Genomic DNA, 24,182 nt, shown 5'->3' with positions numbered 1-24,182 from the left:
GTGCCCCGGGTGGGACTCGAACCCACATCTGGACGAGTTTAAGTCGTCATCCTCTGCCAGTTGGGACACCGGGGCGAACAGCCAGACCTTAGCGTCATAAGTACGTCTGGCGCTGATGCAGCGCGTGCGCGCCCGCGACGCGGTCGATGAAGAGCAGGCCGTTGGTGTGGTCGATCTCGTGCTGCAGACAACGCGCCTCGAAGGCGTCGGTGACGATCTCGACGGTCTCGCCGGTGACCGGGAGCTGGCCGCGTACGGTCAGCCGGGAGGCCCGCTTCACGTCACCGGTCAGATCGGGGACGGACATGCAGCCCTCGCGGGCCTTCTCGTTGCGGCTGGCCTCGACGACCTCCGCATTGCACAGGACGTACGTCCCGTGGTGGGTCTTCGTCTTGACATGGGTGGAGACGTCGACGCAGAAGACCCGGGCCGAGACGCCGACCTGGTCGGCGGCCAGGCCGACGCAGCCGGGCGAGACCCGCATGGTGGCGATCAGGTCGGCGGCGAGCTGGATCGTCTCGGGAGCCGTCGGGTCGACGTCCTTGCCGGGGACGGAGAGGACGTGGGCGGGGGCGCGTACGACCTCGAGGACCTTGCCCTCGACGCCCAGATCATCCTCGGTCCAGGCCAGCACCCGTTCATTGATCGTCACAGGTCGTCGGCCTCGATCGGCCGCAGGGTGGCGTCGACGCCGAGCTCCAAGGTGACCCGCTTGATCGACGCCTCGAGCACGGCGACGTCAGCGTCCGCCGGCAGCTCGAGCTCGGCGACGACGACATAGAGGTCCCCGGAGAGACGGGTGGTCAGATCGGTGATGTTGCCGCCGACGGCGGCGATCTCGGCGGTCACCGTGGAGACGATGCCCGGGCGGTCACCGCCATGGACGGAGAGCACGAAGAGCTGACCGGCGCCGGCCGGAGCCTGCTCCTCGGGGAGCTCGTAGACGGTGACCGTCAGGGTGCCGTCGGCCGCGATCGGCTCGAGGTCGGCGCGGATCTCCTCCGTGGTCGCCCCTCCCGCGCAGAGCAGCGTCATCGCGAAGTGTCCGCGGAGCCGGGTCATCGTCGAGTCCTCGAGGTTGAGTCCGAGTCCGGCCAGGCGGGCGGTGGTGTCGGCGATGATCCCCGGGCGGTCGTGTCCCAGGACGGTGATGGCGTGGATGGTCACCGAACCATTGTCACCCGCGGCCCGCCGATGGCGGACCGCGGGTGACGCAGATGGCCCCGCTATGACAGATCAGGTCTAGCCGCAGCTCAGCCGCGGAACCACTTGTCCTTCTCCTCCTCGGGAGAGTCGACCGGCTCGGGAGCGAACTCGGGCGTGCCCTCCGAGGTGGGCTTGACCGCGGTGTCGCCGCCACCCAGGTCGTCGTAGGACGCCTTGTCGGGGTCGGCCGGCGGGGGCGGCGGCACCTCGGCGGCGTACGGGTCGGCCGGGGCGATCGGGTCGGTGAGCGGGTCACCGGTGACTCCGGCCTGCGGTGCGGACGGCGTCGGCGGGGCCGGCGGAGCCGGCGGGTAGCCGCCGTACTCGCTGCTCGAGGACGAGTCAGTGGGCGACTCCGGGGCCTCCGGGGTGGACTCCGTGGTGGACTCCGGGGTGGAGCCGTTGCGGTGCAGCTTCTCGGAGGCGGCACCGGCCGCGGCCGAGACCTTCTCCTTGGCCTGCTCCGCGTAGGGACCGGCCTTCTCCTTCACCGTGGCGGCGTAGGGACCGGCCTTGGCCATGGCGGCCTCGGCATAGGGAGCAGCCTTCTCCTTGATGGGCGCCGCCTTCTCCGAGGCGGTCGCGAGGGCCGACTGGACGCGCGGGTCGCTGGTGACCTTGTTGGCGCCGGCCTTCAGCTGCTCAGACTTGTTCTTGACCAGCACGCCGACACCAGCGGCGGCGATGGCAAGCAGGATGAGCTTTTTCACTTCTTGACCTTCCGAGAGACAGCTTTGGTTCTGTTTGATGGGTACGCCGGTGAACCCAAACCTAGGCGTCAAACACAAGATCAAGTCCCCCGACATGCCTAGTCTCTAACGGACCAGGCAATTCCGTCGAGGATGTCGGACTCGGAGACGAGCAGGGACTCGGCCCGCGAGCGCTTCAGGATGCGGCTGAGGATCACCCCGCCGGCGGCGATCACGTCGGCCCGGCCGGGGTGCATCCAGGGCAGCGCCAGCCGCTCGTCGACGGTCATCGCCAGCAGGCGGTCGACGAGCCGGTGGACGTCGTCGGGGGCGACCTCGGCGTGATCGGTGGCGGTGCGGTCGTACGCAGCCAGCTCGAGCAGCCCCATGGCCAGCTGGATCATCGTGCCGCCGACGGCGACCACGGTGCCGGCGGTGGCCGGGTCGACGGGGCAGTCGTCGAGGTGGGCGTCGATGTCGCGTACGCAGGCCTCGATCTCCTCCCGCGTGGGCGGGTCGGAGCGCAGGTGACGCTCATGAAGACGCACCGACCCGATGTCCATGCTGTCGGCCTCGCCGACGCTGGGGACCGGGCCGTCGCCGAGGATCAGCTCGGTGGACCCGCCACCGATGTCGATCACCAGCACCGGCGGCTCCGGGGTGCCGCGCAGGTTGCGGACCGCGCCACCGAAGGAGAGCGCCGCCTCCTCCGCCCCGGTGACGACCTCCGGCGTGACCCCCAGACGAGCGCGTACGCCGTCGATGAAGGTCTCCGCGTTGGCGGCGTCCCGGGTGGCCGAGGTGGCCACGAAGCGCACCTTCTCGACACCGTGCTCGCGGATCAGCGCCGCGTACTCGTCGATGGCGACGAAGGCGCGCTGCAGGGCCTCCTCCGCGAACACACCGGTGCGGTCGATGTCCTGGCCGAGGCGGACCATGCGGGCCTCGCGTACGTCCTCGGTCAGGCCGTCGGCGGTGACCGTCGCGATCAGCAGCTTGATCGTGTTGGTCCCGCAGTCGATGGCGGCGACCTTGGTCACCGGGTCACTGCTCCTCGTCCTCGAGCTCGAGATCCACGCACGGGCCGGTCTTCCACCACTCGCCGAGGCGCTCGAGCACCTCGTCGCCGAGCGGGTTGACGCCGGGGCCCTGGGCGAGCGCCTGACCGGCGAGAACGTGCAGGCACTTGACCCGGTTGGGCATCCCACCTGCGGAGATGCCGTGGATCTCGGGCGGGTCGCCGAGCTCGTAACGCGCCTCGAGATAGGCCTCATGGGCCTTGGCGTAGGCGGCGGCGAGCTCCTCGTCGGTGGCCAGCCGCGCCTCCATGTCCTTCATCACGTGGGTGCCCTCGAGGGTGCCGATCTTCGAGGCGGCACGCGGGCAGGTGAGGTAGAAGGTCGTCGGGAACGGCGTGCCGTTGGGCAGCCGCGGCTCGGTGGTCACCACATCGGGCAGCGAGCACGGGCAGCGGTGCCCGATCTCGTGGATCCCCCGTGGCTCGCGTCCCAGCTGTGCCGTGATCGCGGCCACGTCCTTGGGATCGATCGCCATGTCTCAGTCCTTCTTCTGCTTGGGCGGGTCGATCTCCGACTCCGGCCCGTCTCCTGTCTGCTCCGGTGGGTCACCGGCCAGCAGCACGGAACCCCACGCATCGTCCCACCACGCCTTCGGCTGCTCCGCACTGCCCACCTTGCCGGGGTCGGTCAGCTCCGGCTCGGTCTGGATCCGCTCGCCGTTCTCGTCGAGGGCGACGTACGCCGTCTCCCCCGGCATCACGAACCCGAACCGCTCCCGGGCCTGCTGCTGGACGTAGGCGGGGTCCTCCCAGCGACGGGTCTGCTCCTCGAGCTGCTTGATGTGCTGCTTGCGCTCGGCGATCTCGGTCTGGAGGGCGTTGATGTCGTGGCGCTGCTCGAGGTAGGCGCGCAGCGAGGAGGCGTAGGAGATCACCATCACCGCTGCCACGACGATGATCATCATCGCCCGGCCGGTGAGCTTGGGGCGACGCAGCCGCTTGCGCAGTGCGTCGATGCCGCCGATGCCGCCGATGCCGCTCATCGACGCCGGCCGGACCGGGAGCGGGGCACGCGGCCGTCGCCCCGGCCCCTGCGGGCCGCGGGATCGTTGAACACGCTTGCTCTGACCGGGTCCCTGCGCTGCCACGTCGCTCATCCTCCCATCCGAGACCAGCGAGTCGGCGCACCCTGAGGTCAAACCTCGCCGAGTCGGCGCGTCATGACGCGCCGACTCGGCAGGGAAACGTGTCAAGATGCGCCGACTCGGCGCTGGCTCGGCGCTGACTCGGCGCTGGCTCAGGCCTGGTAGCGCGGGAAGGCGGAGGCGCCGGCGTAGCGGGCGGCCTCGCCGAGCTCGTCCTCGATGCGGAGGAGCTGGTTGTACTTCGCGACGCGCTCGGACCGGGCCGGGGCGCCGGTCTTGATCTGGCCGGAGCCGACGGCGACGGCGAGGTCGGCGATGGTGGTGTCCTCGGTCTCGCCGGAGCGGTGGGACATCATCGTCTTGAAGCCGGCCCGGTGAGCCATGTCGACGGCGTCGAGCGTCTCGGTGAGCGTGCCGATCTGGTTGACCTTGACCAGCAGCGCGTTGCCCTGGCCGCCCTCGATGCCTCGGGCGAGGCGCTCGACGTTGGTGACGAACAGGTCGTCGCCGACGAGCTGGGTCTTGTCGCCGATGGCGTCGGTGATCGCCTTCCAGCCGTCCCAGTCCTCCTCGTCGAGGGGGTCCTCGATGGAGACGATCGGGTAGGCGGCGACGAGCTCCGCGTAGTAGGCGGTCATCTCCTCGGCGGTCTTCTTCGCACCCTCGAAGAGGTAGGCGCCGTCCTCGTAGAACTCCGAGGCGGCGACGTCGAGCGCGAGGACGACGTCCTTGCCGAGCTCGTAGCCGGCCTTGCCGATCGCCTCGGCGATCAGGTCGAGGGCGGCACGGTTGGACTCGAGGTTGGGCGCGAAGCCACCCTCGTCACCCAGCCCGGTGGCCAGGCCCTTCTCCTTCAGCACCGACTTCAGCGCGTGGTAGACCTCGGCGCCGGTGCGCAGCGCCTCGGCGAAGGTCGGCGCGCCGATCGGCGCGATCATGAACTCCTGGATGTCCACGTTGGAGTCCGCGTGGGAGCCACCGTTGAGGATGTTGAGCATCGGCACCGGGAGGACGTGGGCGTTGGGGCCGCCGACGTAGCGGAACAGGGAGAGGCCCGCCGAGTCGGCGGCGGCCTTCGCCACCGCGAGCGAGACGCCGAGGATGGCGTTGGCGCCGGCCTTGGCCTTGTTGGGGGTCGCGTCGGCCTCGATCATCGCCTGGTCGATGGCGCGCTGGTCGTCGGCGTCGAAACCCTCGATCGCGGGCGCGAGGGTCTCCACGACGGCGGTCACGGCGTTCTGCACACCCTTGCCGCCGTAGCGCTCGCCACCGTCGCGCAGCTCGACGGCCTCGAAGGCTCCGGTCGAGGCACCACTGGGAACCTGGGCGCGGGCGAAGGTGCCGTCGTCGAGGACGACCTCAACTTCCACAGTCGGGTTGCCTCGCGAATCGAGGATCTCGCGGGCGCCTACGGCGTCGATCGATGCCACTGAACTACTCCTGGGTCTCAGGGACGGGGTGTCGCCCGTCAGCCTATTACTCCGCCGGATGGGGCTGGCGATTGGAACGTTAACCGGACAGTAGGGGTGTGCGGACCCCCTGGTGTTCACCCAGGAGTCGGCCGGTCGCAACGTACGTGACGCCTCGGCGCGGAGTGCCGCCGAGATCGTTCGTCCCGGTAATGATTTTCCGAGAGGAACCCCGACATGCAACTCCTGCACAACCGACTCACGCCGGCCGGTATCGGCGTCCTGGCCATCGGGGGCCTGGGCGTCTCGATGGTGACCGTCCTCGGCGGCACCGCCGTCGCCGGTCCCGACCGGCACGGCGAGTTCAGCCGGCTCGCGACCTATCCGGTCTTCCAGAACGTACCCGCCGGGGTCGACGCGGCCGATGCGACCGTCGCCGAGATCTCCGCGGTCTCCGAGGACGGGAAGACGCTGGCCTACACCGACGCGGCCGGCGGCCGGATCGGCTTCCTGGACATCACCGACCCCTCCGCGCCCGAGGGTCTCGGCAGCCATGACGTCTCCGGCGGCAAGGGTGGCTCCCCCACCTCGGTCTCGATCGTGGGCGACTACGCGCTCGTCGTCGTCGACGACTCGACCTACCCGGGTCTCGAGGACACCGAGTGGGAGGACGAGGAGCCTGCCGTCGGCACCCGCGCCGGGCGGATCGACGTGATCTCGCTGGCCGCGCCGCACGACGAGGTCGCCTCCTACGATCTGGGCGGACAGCCCGACTCGATCGCGGTCAGCCCGGACGGGACGTACGCCGCGATCGCGATGGAGAACCAGCGCAACGAGGCCGTCACCCCCGCCGGCGGCGAGGAGGGCGACCTCCCCCAGGCACCGGCCGGATCGGTCAAGATCGTCGGTCTCGACGGTGAGCCGGCCGAGTGGTCGATCACCGACGTGGCGCTGCCCGCGTCGTTGCTCGACGGGCTGGACACGCCGGAGGACGCGGAGCCGGAGTACGTCGACATCAACGCCGACAACCAGCTCGCGCTGAGCCTGCAGGAGAACAACGGCGTCGCGATCATCGACCTTCCGTCCGCGACCGTCGAGACCGCGTGGAGCGCCGGGAACGCGGTCGTCTCCGGAGTGGACACGAGCAAGAACGGGGTCTTCGACCCGGTCGACACCATCGACGTCCCCCGCGAGCCCGACGCGATCCAATGGGTCGGCCATGGTCTCGTCGCGACCGCCAACGAGGGCGACTGGAAGGGTGGCAGCCGCGGCTGGACCGTCTTCCGCGCCGCGACCGGAGAGGTCGTGTGGGACGCCGGCTCCTCCTTCGAGGACCTCGCCACGAAGTACGGTCTGCACAACGACGACCGCGCCGCCAAGAAGGGCGCGGAGCCCGAGGGGCTGGCCTTCGAGACCTTCGGCGGCGTCCCGTACGCCTTCGTGGGCTCCGAGCGCAGCAACTTCGTGGCCGTCTACGACATGCGTACGCCCTCTTCCCCGAAGTTCAAGCAGGTGCTGCCGGCGACGAACGGGCCGGAGGGACTGCTGCCGATCCCGTCGCGCAACCTGCTGGCGATCTCCTCGGAGGAGGACTCTGCCGAGGACTTGGTGCGGGCCTCGGTCTCGCTCTACGGGTTCGGGCGGACGTCGTCGTCCTTCCCGTCCGTGGAGTCCGGCTCCCAAAACGGCAAGCCGATCGGCTGGGGTGCGCTCGGTGCGCTCTCGAAGGTCCCGGGCGAGCGTGACAGGCTCTACGCCGCCAGCGACGCGGCCTACGCCACCGGCCGCATCTACACCCTGGACGTACGCCGCTCCCCGGCCGTGATCCGCGACGTCCTCGAGGTCACCGACACCTCCGGCGAGGTGGTCGAGGGGTTGGACATCGAGGGCCTGGCCGCCCGCCGTGGCGGTGGCTTCTGGGTGGCGAACGAGGGCGCGACCGGGGCCGAGAACTCCCTGCTCCGCCTCGACCGCGACGGCCGGATCGCCGAGACCGTCCCGTTGCCCGCGGAGATCGCCGAGAAGGTCGGCAAGTGGGGCTTCGAGGGCGTCACGGTGACCGGCAAGGGCCGCAGCGAGAAGGTGTACGTCGCGCTCCAGCGCCCGCTGTGGGCCGACTCGACCGCGAAGAAGCCCGGTGTGGACGGCGCCTCGACCGCTCGGATCGGCCGCTACACCCCGGCCACGGGAGCGTGGGAGTGGTTCGGCTACGGCCTCGGCACGACCTCGGTGGCCGGTGACTGGCTCGGCCTCTCCGAGATCACCGCGGTCGACGAGGACACCCTTGCCGTCGTCGAGCGCGACAAGCAGAACGGCACCACCGCCGCGATCAAGCGGGTCTACACCGTCGACGTCCCTCGTCACGGCACCACCGGGCTCGCTCCGGTGACCCCGCTGCGCAAGCGCCTGGCGTACGACCTGCTGCCCGCGCTGCAGAGCACCCACGGATGGACCCAGGAGAAGCTCGAGGGCTTCACGATCGGGGCCGACGGGCACGCCTACGCGGTGACCGACAACGACGGCCTCGACGACGCCACCGGCGAGACGGTCTTCCTCGACCTCGGCAAGGCCTTCAAGCGCTGAGGAACGCCTTCAGGTCGGCCCGTCACCGTCCGGTGGCGGGCCGGTGTCGTTCGTGGACCGGTCAGTCCTCGGAGCAGTCGCCGGCCGGCAGGTGGGTGCCTGCCCACTCGGTGAGAGCGCCGAGGGTCGGCGCGAGCGCGGCACCGGATCCGGTGAGCGCGTAGCGGACCGCGACCGGCGGGCCGGGGTCGACCTCGCGGGCCAGCAGGCCGAGGCCGGCCAGCTCGCTGAGGCGCTCGGAGAGCATCGAGTCGCTGATCCCGGCCACGGCCCGCTTGAGCTCGGCGAAGCCGAGGGGGCCCTGGGTCAGGCTGCCGAGGATCACGCCGTTCCAGCGCTTGCCGAGGAAGTCGAAGGCCCGCACCAGCGCGGCATTGCACACCTGCGGATCGTGTGCGGGCTTCGTCGCGGGCATGCCACCAGCGTACAGGACTTGCCTGAATACCGAGGAACTACTATTTTCGAAGCAACCGGAATAATCCTAGTAACCACGGAGTTCAGAGCGACATGACCGAGACCACTGCCCTCGAGACGACCAACCTCGAGAAGCTGGACACCCGCGGCCGCCAGATCGTCTTCACCGGTGCGCGCACGTCCAACACCTTCGCCGACACCCCCGTCACCGACGACGAGCTCGCCGACATCTGGGAGCTCACCCGCTGGACTCCGACGATGGCCAACACCCAGCCGCTGCGCGTCGTGTTCGTGCGCACCGCCGAGGGCAAGGAGCGCCTGCTCCCGCACATCGCCGAGGGCAACGTCGAGAAGACCAAGGCCGCTCCGGCGACCGCGATCGTCGCCTACGACAACAACTGGCACCAGGAGATCCCGAACGTCTTTCCGATCCGTCCGGAGATGAAGGACTACTTCGACGCCGACGAGGCCGCCCGCCACGGCGCCGGCGGCTGGTCCGCCGGCCTGCAGGCCGGTGCCTTCATCCTCGCCGTCCGTGCGGCGGGGCTCGCCGCCGGCCCGATCGCGGGCTACGACACCGCGGGCGTCGACAAGGAGTTCTTCCCCGAGGGCGACTGGACCACCAAGATGATCGTCAACATCGGCCACCCGGGCGAGAACCCGTGGTTCGACCGGCTCCCCCGCGTGGAGACCGAGGCCGCCGTGAAGTGGGCCTGACCCGCTGAACCGCTCGTAGGAGGCGCTCGCCTGCCGTCATGGCAGGCGAGCGCCTCTGTTTTCATCGACCACGTGGCTGTCGTCACTGGCTGAAATGGTTCAGAGAATACAGTTAGCCAAGCTAAACTTTGCTCCGATGCCATCGACCCGCACCAGACCACGCCTGACCTTCGCCATCGTCGCCATCGGCGTCTGCTCCTACTCCTTGCTGCAGTCGGTCTCCGTGCCGACGATGCCGCTGATCCAGACCGAGCTGGAGACCGACCAGGCGACAGCGTCCTGGATCCTGACCGCGTTCCTGCTCTCGGCCTCGGTCGCGACCCCGATCATCGGCAGGATGGGCGACTCCTTCGGCAAGCGCCGGATGTACGTGTGGAGCCTGGCCGCCCTCACCGCCGGCGCCCTCCTCGCCGCGGCGGCCCCCAGCATCGAGGTCATGATCGGCGCGCGGGTCCTCCAGGGACTGGGTGGCGGCACCCTGCCGCTGGCCTTCGCGATCCTGCGCGACGAGCTGCCCAAGGAACGCGTCGCCGGTGCGATCGCGGTGACCTCGTCCCTGCTCTCGATGGGCTTCGCGGCCGGGATCGTACTGGCTGGTCCCGTCGCCGCGACGCTTGGCTTCCGGGCGCTCTTCCTGCTGCCCGCGCTCGTCGCGGCGGGAGCCGCGGTCGCCGCGCTGCGGATGGTGCCCGAGTCCCCGGTGATCACCGGTGAGCCGATCCCGCTGTTTCCTGCCGTACTCCTCGCCGGCTGGCTGGTCGCGCTCCTGCTCGGTGTCAGCCGGGCGCCGTCGTGGGGCTGGACCTCGCCGGCGACCATCGGCCTGCTGGGTGCTGCCGCCGTCCTCCTGGCCATCTGGATCCGGGTCGAGTGGACCGTACGTCAGCCACTGGTCGACCTGCGTCTGATGGGACGCCGCGGCGTATGGACCGCCAACCTGGTCGCCCTGCTGATCGGCATCGCGATGTACGCCTCCTTCGGCTTCATCCCGCAGCTGACCCAGACCCCGGCCTCGGCCGGCTACGGCTTCGGCGCGTCGGTCACCGTGGCCGGCTACCTGATGCTCCCGACAGCCATCACCTCGTTCCTGTGCGGACTCGTCAGCGCCCGGCTCGCCGAGCTCATCGGGATGCGCCGCATCCTGGTCATCGGCGGGCTGCTCACCGCGGTCTCCCTGGCGATGGTCGCCTTCGTCCACGACGAGCCGTGGCAGATGTGCATCGCCACCGGGCTCTCCGGCTTCGGCACGGGCCTGGTCTTCGCCAACCTCGCCAACGCGGTCGTGGCCGCGGTGCCCCCGGAGCACACCGGCGTGGCCACCGGGATGAACGCCAACATCCGCACCGTCGGCGGCACCATCGGATCCGCGGTCATGACCTCCGTGGTCACCGCGCACACCCTGCCGTCGGGCTACCCGACCGAGCAGGGTTACATCAACGGCTTCGGCTTCCTCACCCTCGTCGCCCTGGGCGCCGCTCTCGCGGCCATGCTCATCCCCTTGGCTCCGCGAAAGGTCACCCCGGTCGGCCGAGAAGTCACGTACGTCGGCCGAGGCGTCGCTCCCGGTGGTCGAGACGTCGCTCCCGTCGGCCGAGACGGCAGCGAGGTGACGTGTCGGCCGACGTAAGTGACGTGTCGGCCGACGTGCGTGACGTGTCGGCCGACGTAAGTGACGTGTCGACCGACGTACGTGACGCCTCGAACGACGCAGGCGACGCCTCGACGGACGTACCTGACGGCTCGACCGACGTACCTGACGGCTCGACCGACGTACCTGACGGCTCGACCGACGTACCTGACGCCTCGACCGAGAAGTCATGTATGCGAGCCGAGGCGTCGCTCGCGTCGGCCGAGATGGCAGCGAGGTGAGGTGTCGGCCGACGCACCTGACGGCTCGGCCGACCTAGGTGACGGCTCGGGCGGCGGGAGAGACTAGTCGGCGGGGCGGGTGCGCTCGGCGGCCTTGGCGGCCGACCAGAGCTTCTCGACCTCTTCGAGGGTGTAGCGGCGGCCGGAGGCGGCCTCGGGGCCGAAGACGTGCGGGTTGCGGCGCTTCATCTTGGCGGTGAGGCCGGCGATGACGTCGTCCATGGTGAACTCGCCGGCCTCCTCCGCGATGGCGGCGTGGAAGTAGACCTGGAGGAGCAGGTCGCCGAGTTCCTCCTTGAGGTGCTCGGGGTCGGCCTCGTCGATGGCCTCGAGCACCTCGTCGGACTCCTCGCGCAGGTACTTCGCCAACGACGCGTGGGTCTGCGACGACTTCCACACGCACCGCTCACGCATCAGCCGCATCAGGTCGAGGAACTCGACGAGCCCCTCCCCCGAGGCGTACGTCCTGCCCTCGTCGTCGGCTGGGCTCAATCCAGCGCCCCGAACGCGCTCAGGCACTGCCGCAGCAGCGCCCCGCGGCCGCCTTCCATGTCGCCGACGACGGCGTCGGAGGCGGCCTCGGCCGGGGTCATCCAGGACAGCTCCAGGGCGTCCTGGCGCGGCTCGCACTCGCCGGTCACGGGGATGACGTAGACCAGCGAGACCGCGTGCTGGCGCGGGTCCTGGTAGCGCTCGCCGGGCCACGGGAAGTATTCGGCGACGGTCACCGGCACCGTGGTCAGCGGCAGGGTCGGGAACGCGACCGGGCCGAGGTCCTTCTCCAGGTTGCGCATGAGTGCGTCCCGGATCCGCTCACCGTGCAGCACCCGGCCGGAGACCAGCGACCGGGTGATCGTTCCGGTCGTGGGCGACCCGCGCAGCAACAGTCCGACCTCGGTGACCCGGCCGTCGGGATCGACACGCACCGGGACCGCCTCCACGTAGAGGATGGGCACGCGCCCGCGGGTCTCGCCCAGCTCCTCCTCGGAGAGCCACCCGGGCTCGGTGTCCCACTCGTTGCCGAAGGGCTCCTCAGGGAAGGACTGCTCGCCGAAAGCCTCCATCGTCATGCGTCGATCCTGCCAGACACAGGCGTACGGCACGGAGCGACGGCGCCGCAGAGTGGACGCTCAGCGATGCAGGAGGAGGAAGCTGTCGGCCTTGAACGCCTTCTCGACCATCCACCAGGAGAAGCCGTCGTAGTACGGGCGCGCCTCGTCGCGGTCGAGGATCCGCGGCTGGGTGGCGGCGTGGTCGCGACCCTTCCAGGTGATCGTGCACTCGCCGGCCGCCAGCACGTTGCGGACCCAGTTGGTGCCGGCACCCCACGGGAGAGTGATCACGAACTCGTCCTCGGTGTGCAGCAGCGCGACCGGGAGGCTCAGCTCGCGTCCGGTCTTGCGGCCGCGGTGGTGCACCACGGCCCAGAGCGGGAACAGGCGCCGTCCGGCCAGGGTCCGCATCATCGGGGCGGTCGCCTTCGCCATCCGCCAGGAGTCGTTGCTCGGGGTGATCGTCGTCATGGCTCCACTGTCCCGGGATCCACGGGGTCACCGCTTCCCGGAAGATGCGCAGCGGAACTGACGGGTTCCCGTCAGTCGGCCCCGTTGCGGATGGCCCAGGCGGTGGCCTCGGCCCGGCTGCGTACGCCGAGCTTGCGGTAGAGGTTGGCGGCGTGCCGTTCGACGGTGTGCTCGGTGATGCCGAGGTCTCGCGCGATCGAGGCGTTCGTACGTCCCGTGGCGATCAGCCGCAGCACGTCGTGCTCGCGCGTGGTCAGTGCCGTCGCCCGCCCAGGGGTGGGCGCGGGCCCGCGGTGCACCTCGCCGGTCAGGAACCAGCGGCTCGCCAGGGCGAGATCCTGGGCGCCGCCCTCGACGAACAGCGTCGGCGTACTGCCCTCGAGCTCGACCAGCGTCCCGTTGCGGACGCCGTCGGCGAGGCGCCGCGAGACCTCGACCGGGATCTGGCTCGCTGCCTGCCGGTGCAGCACGAGCGTCGGCGCGACGACCTGGTCGAGCAGCTCGCTGACGTCCAGCCGGGCGGCCTGCGCGAACCAGTCGCGGGCGACCGCGGGCGTCGCGGCGGTGCGGAACGCCTCGGCGACGCGGCCGGCGTTCTCGCCCGACCCCCACCCCAGCCAGGCGGTCGCGGCCGCATCGGCGAAGAGGTCCCAGTCCTGCTCGACCAGCGACAGCAGCGCCTGCGTCTGGGCAGGGCTCATCGCTTCGCGCATCCGCGCCGCTCCTCCGAAGAGGAGCATCCGGTCGACGCGTTGCGGGTTGGCCGCTGCGTACGCCACGGCTGCCGCCACCGCGTGGTAGTAGCCGAGCAGGTTGATCCGGTCCGCGCCGACCGCCTCGATGACCGCCTCCAGGTCGCGCAGGTGCGCGTCGAGGCCGAGGTCGCCGACGCGACGATCGGAGGAGCCGGTGCCGCGGCCGTCGTAGAGCACGAGGGTGAGGTCCTGGCTCAGCCGCTCATAGGCCAGCCGTAGCGCGGGCACCCGCCACTGCGCCCTGATGTTGCTGAGCGAGGGCATCCAGATCGTCACCGGCCCGCTCCCGACGACCTGATACGCGATCGCGATGTCGTCGCTGGTCTGCGCGTAGCGCACCTCTGGCTCGCCGGTCACACGCTCATTCTTGCGGGCCGGTCCAGCCCTTAGGGCGCGAGCCGCTCCAGGGCGGCCTCATAGAGCGTCCGCGCGGCCTTGGCGGCCTCGTCGGCAGCGGCGATGGTCACCGGCTTGCCGAGGTAGTTGTTGGCGTTGCGGTCCAGGCGCATCACGTCGTAGTGAGCGGCCGCGTCGCGCGCCGGCGGGGTGTCGAAGACGGCGGCCAGGAACCTGCCGACCTTCACATGACCACCGGCGCCGTACGTCGTCTTGTAGCCGTAGCCGGCGAGCACGGCCTCGCCGACGTCGTGGGCGGCCTTGTAGGCGAGGTTGTAGCGGTTCTCGGTCCGGGTGACGTTGGGTACGTCGGCGAGGGCCGACTCCGCGCCGGCGAGGAAGGCCCGGGCCTTCTTCTCGTCGGGCCGCACGGCGCGCAGGGCGCCGGAGCGTACGAGTGCGTCAACTGCCTTCTGCTGCACCGGCGTCAGCGGCAGGGCCATCCGGTCCTCCTCCATAGATCTCGATCACCGGGTTGGCCCGGACCTCCTCGAGGAACCCGGTCTGCTCCTCGGCCTCCTCCGGGCTCATGATCGTCGGGTTGACGATGCGTCCGACGCTGTCGGATACCTCCCGGCAGATCCGGTAGACGGCCGGTGCGTCGGGCGTCCCGATCACCATCAGGTCGATGTCGTTCGGCGGCGGCCCGGGCTCGCCCTTCGCGCGGGCGGCGAACGAGCCGAAGAGGAAGGCCCGCTCGATCCCGTCGATGTCCTCGAGCGCCTCCCGGAGCAGCACCACCGGCCCGGTCACCGTCAGCAGGATCTCTCGCGTCGGCGCGAGCAACGGGCTCTGCTCGTTGCCCCTCACCAGCCGGGTCCGGCCCACACGGCGGTCGACGAGCAGACCCGCGTCGAGCAGCCGCGCGACCTCGCGGTGGACCGTCGGATAGGGCAGCCCGGCCCGCTCGGCGAGGTCGGTCATGCTCATCTCCTCGGCCGGGAGCAACAGCTCCGAGAGCAGCAGCGCCTGCGCCTCCGAGCGGAACAGAGGCGCGAGCACCGGAGCCTGGCTTCTCACAAAATGGATAATAACCTCCATTTTGTGGATATGAAACCGCCGAACCCCGCCGACTCGGCGAGGAATGTGGTCAGGACGAGCCGACTCGGCGGCGGGTGGGTCAGGTGAGCGGGTCGATGATGGCGTCGATGACGACCCTCGCCCAGTCGAGGAGGTCGGGGCCGTCGAGGGGCTTGGCGGGGAAGCCGGAGGAGACCGGGCGCGGGACCATGATGGTCTCCAGCTGCGGCTTGACCAGGGACTTCGGGTACATCCGATTGAGCCGGACGACCCGGGAGTCGGGCAGCGAGACCGGGTGGAAGCGTACGTTCTTGCCGGCCAGGGTGACCTCGGAGACGCCGGCCTGCCGGGCGCGGGCGCGGAAGCGGGCGACCTGGAGCAGGGAGGAGACCTCGGCTGGCGGCTTGCCGTAGCGGTCGAGGAGCTCGGCGGCGACCGACTCGACGTCCTCGTCGGTGCGGACCTCGGCCAGGCGCTTGTAGATCTCCAGCCGCAACCGCTCCGAGGGGATGTAGTCGTGGGGCAGGTGGGCGTCGACGGGGAGCTCGATGCGTACCTCGTTGAGCTCCTCGGCGGCACCGTCGGGGCCGGCCTTGAACTCGGCGACGGCCTCGCCGACCAGACGGACGTAGAGGTCGAAGCCGACGTCGGCGATGTGGCCGGACTGCTCGCCACCGAGCAGGTTGCCGGCGCCACGGATCTCGAGGTCCTTCATCGCGATCGCCATGCCGCCACCGAGGTCGGAGTGCTGCGCGAGGGTGGCCAGGCGCTCGTGGGCGGTCTCGGTGAGCGGCTTCTCGCCGGGGTAGAGGAAGTAGGCGTAGGCGCGCTCGCGGGAGCGGCCGACCCGGCCACGCAGCTGGTGGAGCTGGGACAGTCCCAGCGTGTCCGCGCGCTCGATGATCATCGTGTTGGCGTTGGAGACGTCCAGGCCCGACTCGACCAGGGTGGTGCACACCAGCACGTCGAACTCCTTCTCCCAGAAGTCGACCATCACCTGCTCGAGCTGCTTCTCGTTCATCTGGCCGTGGGCCACCGCGACCCGCGCCTCGGGCACCAGCTCGCGGATCCGCGCGGCCGCCTTCTCGATCGAGTTGACCCGGTTGTGGATGTAGAAGACCTGCCCCTCGCGGAGCAGCTCACGGCGCACCGCGGCGACGATCTGGCGGTCCTCGTAGGCCCCGACGTACGTCAGGACCGGGTGTCGCTCCTCGGGCGGCGTGGTGATCGTGGACATCTCCCGGATGCCGGTGATCGACATCTCCAGGGTGCGCGGGATCGGGGTCGCGGACATGGACAGGAAGTCGACGGAGGTGCGCAGGCGCTTCATCGCCTCCTTGTGCTCGACGCCGAAGCGCTGCTCCTCGTCGACGATGATCATGCCGAGGTCCTTGAACCGGATGTCCTTGTTGAACAGGCGGTGGGTGCCGACCACGATGTCGATGGTGCCGTCGGCGAGGCCGGCCATGACCTCGGCCGCCTCCTTGTCGGTCTGGAAGCGGGACAGCCCGCGTACGTTGACCGGGAAGCCCGACATCCGCTCCATGAAGGTCGACAGATGCTGGGAGACCAGCAGGGTCGTCGGCACCAGCACGGCGACCTGCTTGCCGTCCTGGACCGCCTTGAACGCGGCCCGCACCGCGATCTCGGTCTTGCCGTAGCCGACGTCACCGCAGACCAGCCGGTCCATCGGCACCGGTCGCATCATGTCCTGCTTGACCTCGTCGATGACCGCGAGCTGGTCGGCGGTCTCCTGGAACGGGAACGCGTCCTCGAGCTCGCGCTGCCAGGGGTTGTCGGGGCCGAACTGGAAGCCCTTGGTCGCCTGCCGCGCGGCATAGAGCTTGATCAGCTCGGCGGCGATCTCGCGGACCGCCTTGCGGGCACGGGCCTTGCGCTTCTGCCAGTCGGCGCCGCCGAGCCGGTCGAGGCTCGGCTGCTCGCCACCGACGTAGCGGGTGACCTGGTCGAGCGCGTCGGCCGGGACGTAGAGCCGGTCGGGCGGCCCGCCGCGCTTGGAGGCGCCGTACTCCAGGACGAGGTATTCGCGGGTCGCGCCCTGCACCTCACGCTGCTTCATCTCGATGAACTGGCCGACGCCGTGCTGCTCGTGGACGACGTAGTCGCCGGGCTTGAGCTCGAGCGGGTCGATCTGCTTCTTGCGCCGCGCCGGCATCTTCACCATGTCGCGCGTCGAGGACTTCTGGCCCGAGATGTCCTCGCCGGTGAGCACGACCAGCTGGCTGGCCTCGTCGAGGAAGCCGTGGGTCAGGCGGGCGTGGATGACGGTGACGGTCTTGTGGACCGGCTTGGCGGTCTCCTCGTCACCCTCTGCCAGGCGAGCCTGGATGTCGCGCTCCCCCAGCGCCTCGACCGTACGCTGCGCCGTGCCGTGGGCCGGCTGGACGACGACCACGCGGTAGCTGTCGTCGCGCCACCGCTCGATGTCGGCCAGCGCCGCGGCGGTGTCGCCGCGGTAGGCCTTGGCGCGCTGCCAGTCGATCTTGCGGGCGGGGACGCCGACCACGTCCGGGTCGGCGAGGTCCGCGTCGTCGTCGAGGCCGAACGGGCTGACCGACCACCACGGCTTGCCCTGGGAGATGGCGTGGGCGCGTACGTCGGCGAGGTCGCGGTAGGAGGCCGCGGAGAGGTCGATCGGGGCGACTCCCCCGCTGGCTGCGGCGGCCCAGGAGGCGCCGAGGAACTCCTCGGCGGTGGCGACCAGGTCGTGGGCGCGGCTGCGGATCCGCTCGGGGTCGAGCAGCAGGATGTGGCTGTCCTCGGGGATCAGGTCGATCAGCAGCTCCATGTCGTCGACGAGCGCGGGCGCCAGCGACTCCATGCCGTCGACCGCGATCCCGGCGGCGATCTTGTCGGTGAGCTCGATCAGGGTGGGGTGCTCCTCACCGAGCCTGCGGGCCCGGTCCCTGACCTCCGGGGTGAGCAGGAGCTCGCGACACGGCGGGGCCCAGAGGCGCTCGGTCTCGCCGCCGTGCTCGGCCGGGATGGCCCGCTGGTCGGCGACCGCGAAGTGGCGGATCGAGTCGACCTCGTCGCCCCAGAACTCCACGCGGACCGGGTGCTCCTCGGTCGGCGGGAAGACGTCGACGATGCCGCCCCGGACCGCGAACTCGCCGCGCTTCTCGACCAGGTCGACGCGGGCGTAGGCAGCATCGGCGAGCTTCTGGACGACGTCGTCGAGGCTCGCCTCCTGGCCCTTGATCAGCTCCACGGGCTCCAGGTCGCCGAGGCCCTTGACCTGTGGCTGGAGCACGCTGCGGACCGGGGCGACGACCACCTTCAGCGGACCGTGGGCGCCGTCGGCGTCGGGGTGGCGCAGCCGCCGGAGAACGGCGAGCCGGCGTCCGACGGTGTCGCTGCGCGGGGAGAGGCGCTCGTGCGGCAGCGTCTCCCAGCTCGGGTAGTAGGCGACCGAGTCGGGCGGCAGCAGGTCGGTCAGGTCGTTGACCAGGTCCTCGGCCTCACGCGAGGTCGCGGTGACCGCGAGGACGGTGCGCTCCTGGCGTACGAGACCGGTGACCACGAACGGGCGCAGTGCCTCCGGGCCGGTGACGTCGAGCGCCAGCATCCGGCCACCCTTGGCCTCCGCCATCACCTCGCTCAGGGCGGGATCGCGCAGGACGAGATCGGCGAGAGGGGCGAGGATCACGGGTGACTCCAAAGGGCAGGCAAGCACGAGAGCCCCCGGCCGGGAAGACAGGGGGTGCTGCCTCCAGTCTAGGAGACGTGTGTAAAGACGTTTGACTTCGAGCGCGCGCGAGGCCCGAGCGTGGATCGCATGAGATACACGACCATCGGATCAGGCGCCGGGTCACGGCGCGTCAGCAAGCTCGCGCTCGGCGTGATGCGGTTCGGGACGGACACGGACGTCGAGACGTCGTACGCGATCCTCGACCGCTTCGTCGAGGCCGGCGGCACCTTCGTCGACACCTCCAACAACTACGCCTACTGGGCCAACGGCACCCAGGGCGGCGAGAGCGAGACCGTGCTCGGCCGGTGGCGCCGCGACCGTGGGATCGGCGACGAGCTGGTCATCGCCACCAAGGTCGGCGCCCGCCCCACCGACGTCGTCGAGCCCGTCGAGAACGGGTGGGCCAACCAGCGCACGCGTCGGTGGGAGGGCCTGGCTCCGGCCAACGTACGCGAGCAGGCCGACCGCTCCCGCGAACGCCTCGGCGTCGAGCACCTCGATCTCTACTACGCGCACGTGCCCGACATGAACGGCGTGCCGCTGGAGGAGTACGCCGCCGGCTTCGCCGCCCTCGTCAAGGATGGTGTCATCGGCCAGTTCGGGCTGAGCAACCACTGGTCCTGGCAGGTCGAGCGGGCGCGGGCGGCCAACCCGGAGGAGGCCCGGCCGAGCGTGCTGCAGTATCACCACACCTACCTGCGTCCGCGGACGGACATCCCCGACCCGCGGCTCTCCGTCGACGGCGAGATCGGCGTGGCCGACGCCTCGCTCCTCGCCTACCTGCGGGCGACGCCGGGGCTGACGCTGGTGGCCTACACGCCGCTGCTCACCGGCGCCTACACGAATCCTGCGAAGTCGCTCGATCCCGCCTACGACCACCCCGGGACGACCGCGCGGCTCGCGGTGCTCGACGAGGTCGCCGCCGAGACCGGCGCGACCCGCAACCAGGTCGTGCTCGCCTGGATGCTCGGTGACGCCCTCCCCGTCATCCCGCTGGTCGGAGCCTCGTCCGTCGCCCAGCTCGACGAGAGCCTGGCGGCGGTGGACCTGGAGCTCAGCGAGGAGCAGAGGGCTCGGCTCGACGCTGCTGGGCGATGAGCTCGGCATCGGGGTCCGTCTCGCCCACGGCCGCCGCGTAGTAGGCGACCTTGAACTCGATCGCGTCCAGATGGGCGGCCGTCTCCGCCAGCTGCGCGCGCACCCGGTCGCGGTGCGCGCGCAGCAGGGCGAGGCGCGCCTCCTCGTTGCCGGTGCCGTCGCGGACCATCTCGGCGTAGCGGCGGATCTCCCGGATCGGCATCCCGGTCGAGCGCAGCCGGGTGATCAGCGTGATCCAGCCGAGGTCGCCCTCGGTGTAGGCACGGTGGCCCGAGCCGTTGCGGCCGACCCCGAGCATCAGCCCGTCGCGCTCGTAGTAGCGCAGCGTGTGCGCGGTCAGGCCGGTCCGCTCGGCCACCTCGGCGATGCTGAGTCCGGTGCTGAGCCCGGTGCTGTGCGCCTGCGTCGTCATGACTCCAGTGTCCGGGTTGGAGTGCACTCGAAGTCAAGCGGGTTCGGCTACGTTGAGGGGGTGAAGAGGACGTACGCCGCGGGGTCGGCCGTTGCCGGGCTGGTCGTCCTCGGGCTGGCGCTGAGCGGGTGCGGCGCAGAGCCGGAGTCCTCGCCGAGCCCGACGGTCAGCGCCTCACCGTCGGCGTCGGCGGAGCCGTCACCCAGCGACGTACCCTCATCTTCTCCGGTCGCCCCGAAGCCCGGGTCGGTGCCGCCGCCGTGGCTCGGGACCCGAGTGCTGAAGGAGGACGCGGAGGGATACGGGATCGCCGGGCCGACGCCGCCGGAGCTGCGCAACCGGGCGTGGACGCTGCCGGACATGCTGCCGATGCTTCCCGGCGACGGCTTCGCCGCCGAGGTCGACGTCGCCCCGGACGAGGTGATCGCGCGCTCGACGTGGGTGCCGGGGTGCCCGGTCTCGCGCCAGGAGCTGGCCTGGGTGCGGATGACGTTCTGGGGCTTCGACGGCGCCCGCCACACCGGCGAGATGCTGATCAACGCCCGCGTCGCCGAGGACGTCGTCGGCGTCTTCCGGAAGCTCTACGAGGCGAGGTTCCCGCTCGAGCAGATGGACATCACCACGAAGGCCGCCCTGGACGCGCCACCGACCGGCGACGGCAACGGCACCGGCGGCTTCGTCTGCCGCCCCTCGGTCGGCCAGACCTCGTTCTCCCAGCACGCCTACGGCCTGGCGATCGACCTCAACACCTTCCAGAACCCGTACGTCAAGGGCGACCGCGTCATCCCCGAGCTCGCCCGCTGGTACCTGGACCGGTCCCGCCAGGCGCCCGGGATGATCCACCGCGGCGACGTGGTCGTCCAGGCCTTCGCCGACATCGGCTGGGAGTGGGGCGGCGACTGGAACTCGCTCAAGGACTACCAGCACTTCAGCGAGAACGGCACCTGACGCCCGGCACCGCTGGTCGGGTCAGGCGGACTCGGCCTCGGCGAGCTCGCGCTTCCACTCACGGAAGGTCTCCTCGGTGCGGCCGCGGCGCCAGTAGCCGGAGATGGAGACGTCGGCCTTCGGGACGCCACGCTCCTTGAGGAGGTAGGGGCGGATGCCGTGCATGGTGACCGCGGCCTCGCCGTGGACGAAGACGTGGACGCGGCCGTCGAGCCACTTCAGGTCGCGGATGGCGGTGACCAGGGGCTGCTCATGACCCTCGGCGTCCTCGGCGGCGTGGTGGGTGTGGCCGCCGGTGACCAGCCAGGTCACCTCGATGCCCTCGGGGTGGTCGAGGTGCTGCTCGTGGCCGAGTGCCGGGACGTCGATGACGGCGTAGCCGCGGGCGTCGGCGGGCAGGGCGGCCAGCGCTGCGCGGATGGCGGGCAGGGCGGTCTCGTCACCGGCGATCAGGTGCCAGTCGGCCTCGGGATCGGGCGCGTAGGCTCCGCCGGGGCCGCGAGCCGCCAGGGTGTCGCCGGGCCGGGCCGCGGCGGCCCAGGGGCCGGCGTACCCCTCGGTGCCGTGGACGACGAAGTCGATGTCGAGGGTGCCGTCCTCGACCGAGGGGTTCACAGCGGTGTAGGTCCGGACGACCTCGCCGTCGTCCTGCGGGAAGACGAGCTTCACGTAGCGGTCGGTGAAGACGCTCGAGGAGAAGGCGCTCAGGTCCTCGGAGCGGAAGCTCACCCGGATCATCGTCGGGCTCAGCCGCTCGGTGGCGGTGACGACGAGGATGGTCTCAGGCTTCGCGGGACGACTCATATAGGCAACCCTAACTTGCCCTCAAATGGAGCACAGCAAACCGGCCGCAGTCAACCAACCGCGGTCAACCCGCCGACCGGGTGGAGTGCGTAGACCGGGGCTGGGTGGCGTCGGCAGGGGCTGCCGGCGCGGGGACGGCGGGGGCGGGGCGCTGGGGCTTGGCGACCAGCGACAGGCTCGGCTCGAGCACGTGCAGCAGCGCCTCGACGTGGCCGCGGGCCTCGGTCACCAGCCGCCGGGCCTCGCGCGGGGACCGCTTCCGCAGGTCGAGGAGGTCGTCGTCGGCCGGCCGCCGGACCCGGCGTCGGGCTCTCTCCAGCGGCGCGAGCTGGACGAGCGTACGCACCCGGGTGGCCGCATCCGCCTCCGAACCCGCGGGGCCGCCCAGGGCCGTGCGCCCGAGCAGCTCTCCGAGCGCGGCGATCTCGACCAGCGTGAAGGTGCGCTTGACCGCGGCGGGCACCAGCCGGGCGACCTCGCTGCGGTGGGAGCGTTCGGCGGTGATGATCAGGTCGGCGCTCTCGATGTCGTCGACGTCGAGCGGGTAGGCCTGGTGCCTGGTCAGCCGGACCCCGGCGAGGGCGACCTCGGAGGCGATCATCGGGTCCATGTCGTAGCCCTCGAGCGCCTCGCTGCCGGCCGAGATCACCGTGATGCCGTGGCGGGCGAGCCCACCGATCTGGCCGACGCCCTCACGCAGCATCGCCTCGATCGCCGGCGAACGTCGTACGTTCCCGCTGCAGACGACCAGGATCGTCGCGGTGTCCATCCCTGCCTACCTTCGAACAGTTGCCTGACGATTCTCGATCGCGGGACCTCACATCCACGCGGCCAACCCCCCGAACGTGACAGACAAACATTACGCAGTCGACGTGCGGCTTCCGAAACCGATGGCAGATCAATCCCCCATTTGGGGGAACGGACCGAACACCCGGCCCGTCATCCCCTCATCCGGGTGAGGATGTGCGATGGCCCCGTGGACCTGCCCTGACGGCGGATGAGCCACGGACGAGCAGCCTGGCACAAACATCGGACGGAGTGACCTGTTGGACCTGCGCGACTATGTCGCTGCCCTGCGAAAGCGCTGGTACATCGTCGCGGTGCTCGCCATCATCGGCGCCGGCGCGGCCTTCGCGCAGGCGCACGCGAGCCCGCCGCAGTACCGCGCCCAGAGCACCGTCTTCGTCTCGATCGCGCGTGGCGCGACGACCCAGGAGCTGGTCCAGGGCTCGACGTTCACCCAGGACATCGTCCAGTCCTACGCCAAGCTGGCCACGATGCCGGTGGTGCTCGACCAGGTCATCTACGACCTCGACCTCGACACCACGCCCAAGGCGCTGGCCGAGGAGATCACCGCGGAGAACCCGCTCGACACCGTGATCATCGAGATCGACGCGGTGGCCACCACGAGCACCGGCGCCTCCGACCTCGCCAACTCGGTCGCCGACGAGCTCACCACCACGATCACCAACCTCTCCCCCAGCTCCAACAAGAAGTCCGCGGTCGAGGTCACCGTGGTCGCCCGTGCCGACCCGCCGCAGGAGGCGTTCGCACCGCGTACGCGACTGGCCGCTCTGGTCGGTTTCGCCGGCGGCTTCGGGCTCGGCGTCGCGATCGCCGTGGTTCGCGCGCTCCTCGACACCCGGGTCAGGACCGCTGCCGAGCTCGAGCAGCTCACCGACGTCGGGCTCCTGGGGGCGATCCCTCGGCGCCGCGGCCGGCGCTCACGTGGCGCGGTGACCGCCATCGACCCGCACAACGTCGCCGCCGAGGCCTACCGCAGGCTGCAGACCAACCTGCAGTTCCTCGACGCCTCCTCGCCGGTCCGCTCGATCGTCGTGACCTCCTCGATCGGTGGCGAGGGCAAGTCGACCACCTCGATCAACCTCGCCCTGGCGATCGCGGAGCAGGGCCAGCGCGTACTGCTGGTCGACGCCGACATGCGCCGCCCCGCCGTCGCCGACTACTGCGGCCTGGAGGGTGCGGCCGGGCTGACGACGGTGCTGATCGGGAAGGCCGAGCTCGACGACGTCGTCCAGGTCTGGGGCGATGCCAACCTGCACGTGCTCACCATGGGGGAGATCCCGCCCAACCCCGCGCAGCTGATCGGCTCGCCGCGGATGGCCGACCTGCTCGCGGAGGCGCTCGCGAGCTACGACGTGGTCATCCTCGACTCGCCGCCGCTGCTCCCGGTGGCCGATGGCGCGATCCTGTCCCGGCTCACCGACGGTGCGCTGGTGGTCGCCAACTGCCGTACGATCCACCGCCCGCAGGTGCTGGAGGCCATCGACAGCCTCGAGACCGTCGACGCCCGCTGCCTCGGCATCGTCGCCAACCAGGTCCGCGACACCGCCGCGCACACCTACTATGGCCAGCCGGAGCAGGGCTGGTTCGCCCGCCTCCTCGCCGGTCTCGTACGTCCCCCGGCACGGCAGCACCACCACCCCGCTGCCGGAGCCTGAGC

25 protein-coding genes and 1 tRNA gene are annotated in these 24,182 nt (G+C 70.6%); 7 read left to right on the top strand and 19 right to left on the bottom strand.

From position 1 onward, the window contains the following. Position 1: 1 nt before the first annotated feature. The 8 genes from ACZ6WN_RS24565 to eno form a co-directional block, all read right to left on the bottom strand. Positions 2 to 75, bottom strand: a tRNA-Leu gene (locus tag ACZ6WN_RS24565). A 19-nt stretch (positions 76 to 94) separates the two neighbouring features. Next, positions 95 to 652, bottom strand: coding sequence for a peptide deformylase (gene def, locus ACZ6WN_RS24560; RefSeq protein ID WP_465868431.1), 558 nt, complete (start codon positions 650 to 652; stop codon positions 95 to 97). Further along, entirely contained in the window at positions 649 to 1,167 is a 519-nt protein-coding gene (locus ACZ6WN_RS24555; protein ID WP_465868429.1) for a glycine cleavage system transcriptional repressor, read from the bottom strand. The genes def and ACZ6WN_RS24555 overlap by 4 nt, the downstream gene beginning before the upstream one ends. Positions 1,168 to 1,253: 86 nt before the next feature. Continuing rightward, entirely contained in the window at positions 1,254 to 1,916 is a 663-nt protein-coding gene (locus ACZ6WN_RS24550) for a hypothetical protein (protein ID WP_465868428.1), read from the bottom strand. A gap of 98 nt (positions 1,917 to 2,014) precedes the next feature. Continuing rightward, positions 2,015 to 2,935 (bottom strand): Ppx/GppA phosphatase family protein, encoded by a 921-nt coding sequence (locus ACZ6WN_RS24545; protein ID WP_465868426.1) that lies wholly within the window; start codon positions 2,933 to 2,935, stop codon positions 2,015 to 2,017. Positions 2,936 to 2,939: 4 nt separating this feature from the next. After that, the gene (locus ACZ6WN_RS24540) at positions 2,940 to 3,449 is read right to left on the bottom strand and encodes a DUF501 domain-containing protein (RefSeq protein WP_465868424.1); all 510 of its coding nucleotides are present in this window, start codon (positions 3,447 to 3,449) and stop codon (positions 2,940 to 2,942) included. A 3-nt stretch (positions 3,450 to 3,452) separates the two neighbouring features. Further along, a complete protein-coding gene (locus ACZ6WN_RS24535; protein WP_465868423.1) occupies positions 3,453 to 4,061 on the bottom strand; it encodes an FtsB family cell division protein in 609 nt (202 codons plus the stop codon). Positions 4,062 to 4,210: 149 nt separating this feature from the next. Then, complete coding sequence (gene eno / locus ACZ6WN_RS24530; RefSeq protein WP_091050554.1) at positions 4,211 to 5,488, bottom strand: phosphopyruvate hydratase; 1,278 nt, start codon at positions 5,486 to 5,488, stop codon at positions 4,211 to 4,213. A 216-nt stretch (positions 5,489 to 5,704) separates the two neighbouring features. On the opposite strand from eno, the gene ACZ6WN_RS24525 reads away from it, so the two are divergent. Then, on the top strand, positions 5,705 to 8,050 hold the full coding sequence (locus ACZ6WN_RS24525) for an esterase-like activity of phytase family protein (protein WP_465868421.1): 2,346 nt from the start codon (positions 5,705 to 5,707) through the stop codon (positions 8,048 to 8,050). Between the two features lie 61 nt (positions 8,051 to 8,111). Here the strand turns inward: ACZ6WN_RS24525 and ACZ6WN_RS24520 are convergent, their stop codons facing one another. After that, positions 8,112 to 8,465 carry a winged helix-turn-helix transcriptional regulator gene (locus ACZ6WN_RS24520; RefSeq protein ID WP_196875275.1) on the bottom strand — a complete coding sequence of 118 codons (354 nt, stop codon included), beginning with the start codon at positions 8,463 to 8,465 and terminating at the stop codon, positions 8,112 to 8,114. Positions 8,466 to 8,557: 92 nt separating this feature from the next. Here ACZ6WN_RS24520 and ACZ6WN_RS24515 point away from each other — a divergent pair, with 92 nt between their 5' ends. The 3 genes from ACZ6WN_RS24515 to ACZ6WN_RS24505 all read left to right on the top strand — a co-directional run bounded on the left by ACZ6WN_RS24515 (position 8,558) and on the right by ACZ6WN_RS24505 (position 11,050). Continuing rightward, positions 8,558 to 9,181 (top strand): malonic semialdehyde reductase, encoded by a 624-nt coding sequence (locus ACZ6WN_RS24515; protein ID WP_465868419.1) that lies wholly within the window; start codon positions 8,558 to 8,560, stop codon positions 9,179 to 9,181. 136 nt (positions 9,182 to 9,317) lie between these two features. After that, positions 9,318 to 10,808, top strand: a complete 1,491-nt coding sequence (locus tag ACZ6WN_RS24510) for an MFS transporter (RefSeq protein ID WP_465868418.1) — start codon at positions 9,318 to 9,320, stop codon at positions 10,806 to 10,808. Further along, complete coding sequence (locus tag ACZ6WN_RS24505; RefSeq protein ID WP_465868416.1) at positions 10,793 to 11,050, top strand: hypothetical protein; 258 nt, start codon at positions 10,793 to 10,795, stop codon at positions 11,048 to 11,050. The genes ACZ6WN_RS24510 and ACZ6WN_RS24505 overlap by 16 nt, the downstream gene beginning before the upstream one ends. A 63-nt stretch (positions 11,051 to 11,113) precedes the next feature. Here ACZ6WN_RS24505 and ACZ6WN_RS24500 read toward each other — a convergent pair whose 3' ends face one another. From ACZ6WN_RS24500 to mfd, 7 genes are all read right to left on the bottom strand, one after another. Further along, entirely contained in the window at positions 11,114 to 11,542 is a 429-nt protein-coding gene (locus ACZ6WN_RS24500) for a MazG nucleotide pyrophosphohydrolase domain-containing protein (protein ID WP_465868415.1), read from the bottom strand. Beyond that, on the bottom strand, positions 11,539 to 12,120 hold the full coding sequence (locus ACZ6WN_RS24495) for an NUDIX hydrolase family protein (protein ID WP_141803230.1): 582 nt from the start codon (positions 12,118 to 12,120) through the stop codon (positions 11,539 to 11,541). Before ACZ6WN_RS24495 ends, ACZ6WN_RS24500 begins: the two co-directional genes overlap by 4 nt. 60 nt (positions 12,121 to 12,180) lie before the next feature. Continuing rightward, on the bottom strand, positions 12,181 to 12,573 hold the full coding sequence (locus tag ACZ6WN_RS24490; protein WP_465868413.1) for a PNPOx family protein: 393 nt from the start codon (positions 12,571 to 12,573) through the stop codon (positions 12,181 to 12,183). A gap of 71 nt (positions 12,574 to 12,644) precedes the next feature. Further along, on the bottom strand, positions 12,645 to 13,685 hold the full coding sequence (locus ACZ6WN_RS24485) for an alpha/beta fold hydrolase (protein ID WP_465868412.1): 1,041 nt from the start codon (positions 13,683 to 13,685) through the stop codon (positions 12,645 to 12,647). A 29-nt stretch (positions 13,686 to 13,714) separates the two neighbouring features. Continuing rightward, positions 13,715 to 14,167, bottom strand: a complete 453-nt coding sequence (locus ACZ6WN_RS24480) for a hypothetical protein (protein ID WP_465868411.1) — start codon at positions 14,165 to 14,167, stop codon at positions 13,715 to 13,717. Further along, the gene (locus ACZ6WN_RS24475; RefSeq protein ID WP_465868410.1) at positions 14,127 to 14,744 is read right to left on the bottom strand and encodes a MarR family transcriptional regulator; all 618 of its coding nucleotides are present in this window, start codon (positions 14,742 to 14,744) and stop codon (positions 14,127 to 14,129) included. The genes ACZ6WN_RS24480 and ACZ6WN_RS24475 overlap by 41 nt, the downstream gene beginning before the upstream one ends. A gap of 100 nt (positions 14,745 to 14,844) precedes the next feature. Continuing rightward, complete coding sequence (mfd, locus tag ACZ6WN_RS24470) at positions 14,845 to 18,357, bottom strand: transcription-repair coupling factor (RefSeq protein ID WP_465868810.1); 3,513 nt, start codon at positions 18,355 to 18,357, stop codon at positions 14,845 to 14,847. Between the two features lie 186 nt (positions 18,358 to 18,543). Here mfd and ACZ6WN_RS24465 point away from each other — a divergent pair, with 186 nt between their 5' ends. Further along, on the top strand, positions 18,544 to 19,554 hold the full coding sequence (locus tag ACZ6WN_RS24465) for an aldo/keto reductase (RefSeq protein WP_465868409.1): 1,011 nt from the start codon (positions 18,544 to 18,546) through the stop codon (positions 19,552 to 19,554). Here the strand turns inward: ACZ6WN_RS24465 and ACZ6WN_RS24460 are convergent. Then, positions 19,511 to 19,966: a MerR family transcriptional regulator gene (locus ACZ6WN_RS24460; RefSeq protein ID WP_465868407.1), complete on the bottom strand. Its 456-nt coding sequence runs from the start codon at positions 19,964 to 19,966 to the stop codon at positions 19,511 to 19,513. The two genes, ACZ6WN_RS24465 and ACZ6WN_RS24460, sit on opposite strands and share 44 nt — an antisense overlap. Before the next feature lie 60 nt (positions 19,967 to 20,026). Between ACZ6WN_RS24460 and ACZ6WN_RS24455 the strand changes: the two genes are divergently transcribed. Further along, on the top strand, positions 20,027 to 20,914 hold the full coding sequence (locus tag ACZ6WN_RS24455) for a M15 family metallopeptidase (RefSeq protein WP_465868405.1): 888 nt from the start codon (positions 20,027 to 20,029) through the stop codon (positions 20,912 to 20,914). Positions 20,915 to 20,935: 21 nt separating this feature from the next. Here ACZ6WN_RS24455 and ACZ6WN_RS24450 read toward each other — a convergent pair whose 3' ends face one another. After that, positions 20,936 to 21,718, bottom strand: coding sequence for a siderophore-interacting protein (locus tag ACZ6WN_RS24450; protein WP_465868403.1), 783 nt, complete (start codon positions 21,716 to 21,718; stop codon positions 20,936 to 20,938). 64 nt (positions 21,719 to 21,782) lie between these two features. After that, positions 21,783 to 22,487 (bottom strand): arsenate reductase/protein-tyrosine-phosphatase family protein, encoded by a 705-nt coding sequence (locus ACZ6WN_RS24445; RefSeq protein WP_465868401.1) that lies wholly within the window; start codon positions 22,485 to 22,487, stop codon positions 21,783 to 21,785. Positions 22,488 to 22,764: 277 nt separating this feature from the next. Here ACZ6WN_RS24445 and ACZ6WN_RS24440 point away from each other — a divergent pair, with 277 nt between their 5' ends. Then, a complete protein-coding gene (locus ACZ6WN_RS24440) occupies positions 22,765 to 24,180 on the top strand; it encodes a tyrosine-protein kinase domain-containing protein (protein WP_465868399.1) in 1,416 nt (471 codons plus the stop codon). Positions 24,181 to 24,182: the final 2 nt, after the last annotated feature.

It is taken from the genome of Nocardioides sp. NPDC054178 (assembly GCF_055585005.1).
Note: the sequence above shows the minus strand (reverse complement) of the source record. Positions and strands in the feature narration are given on the sequence as shown.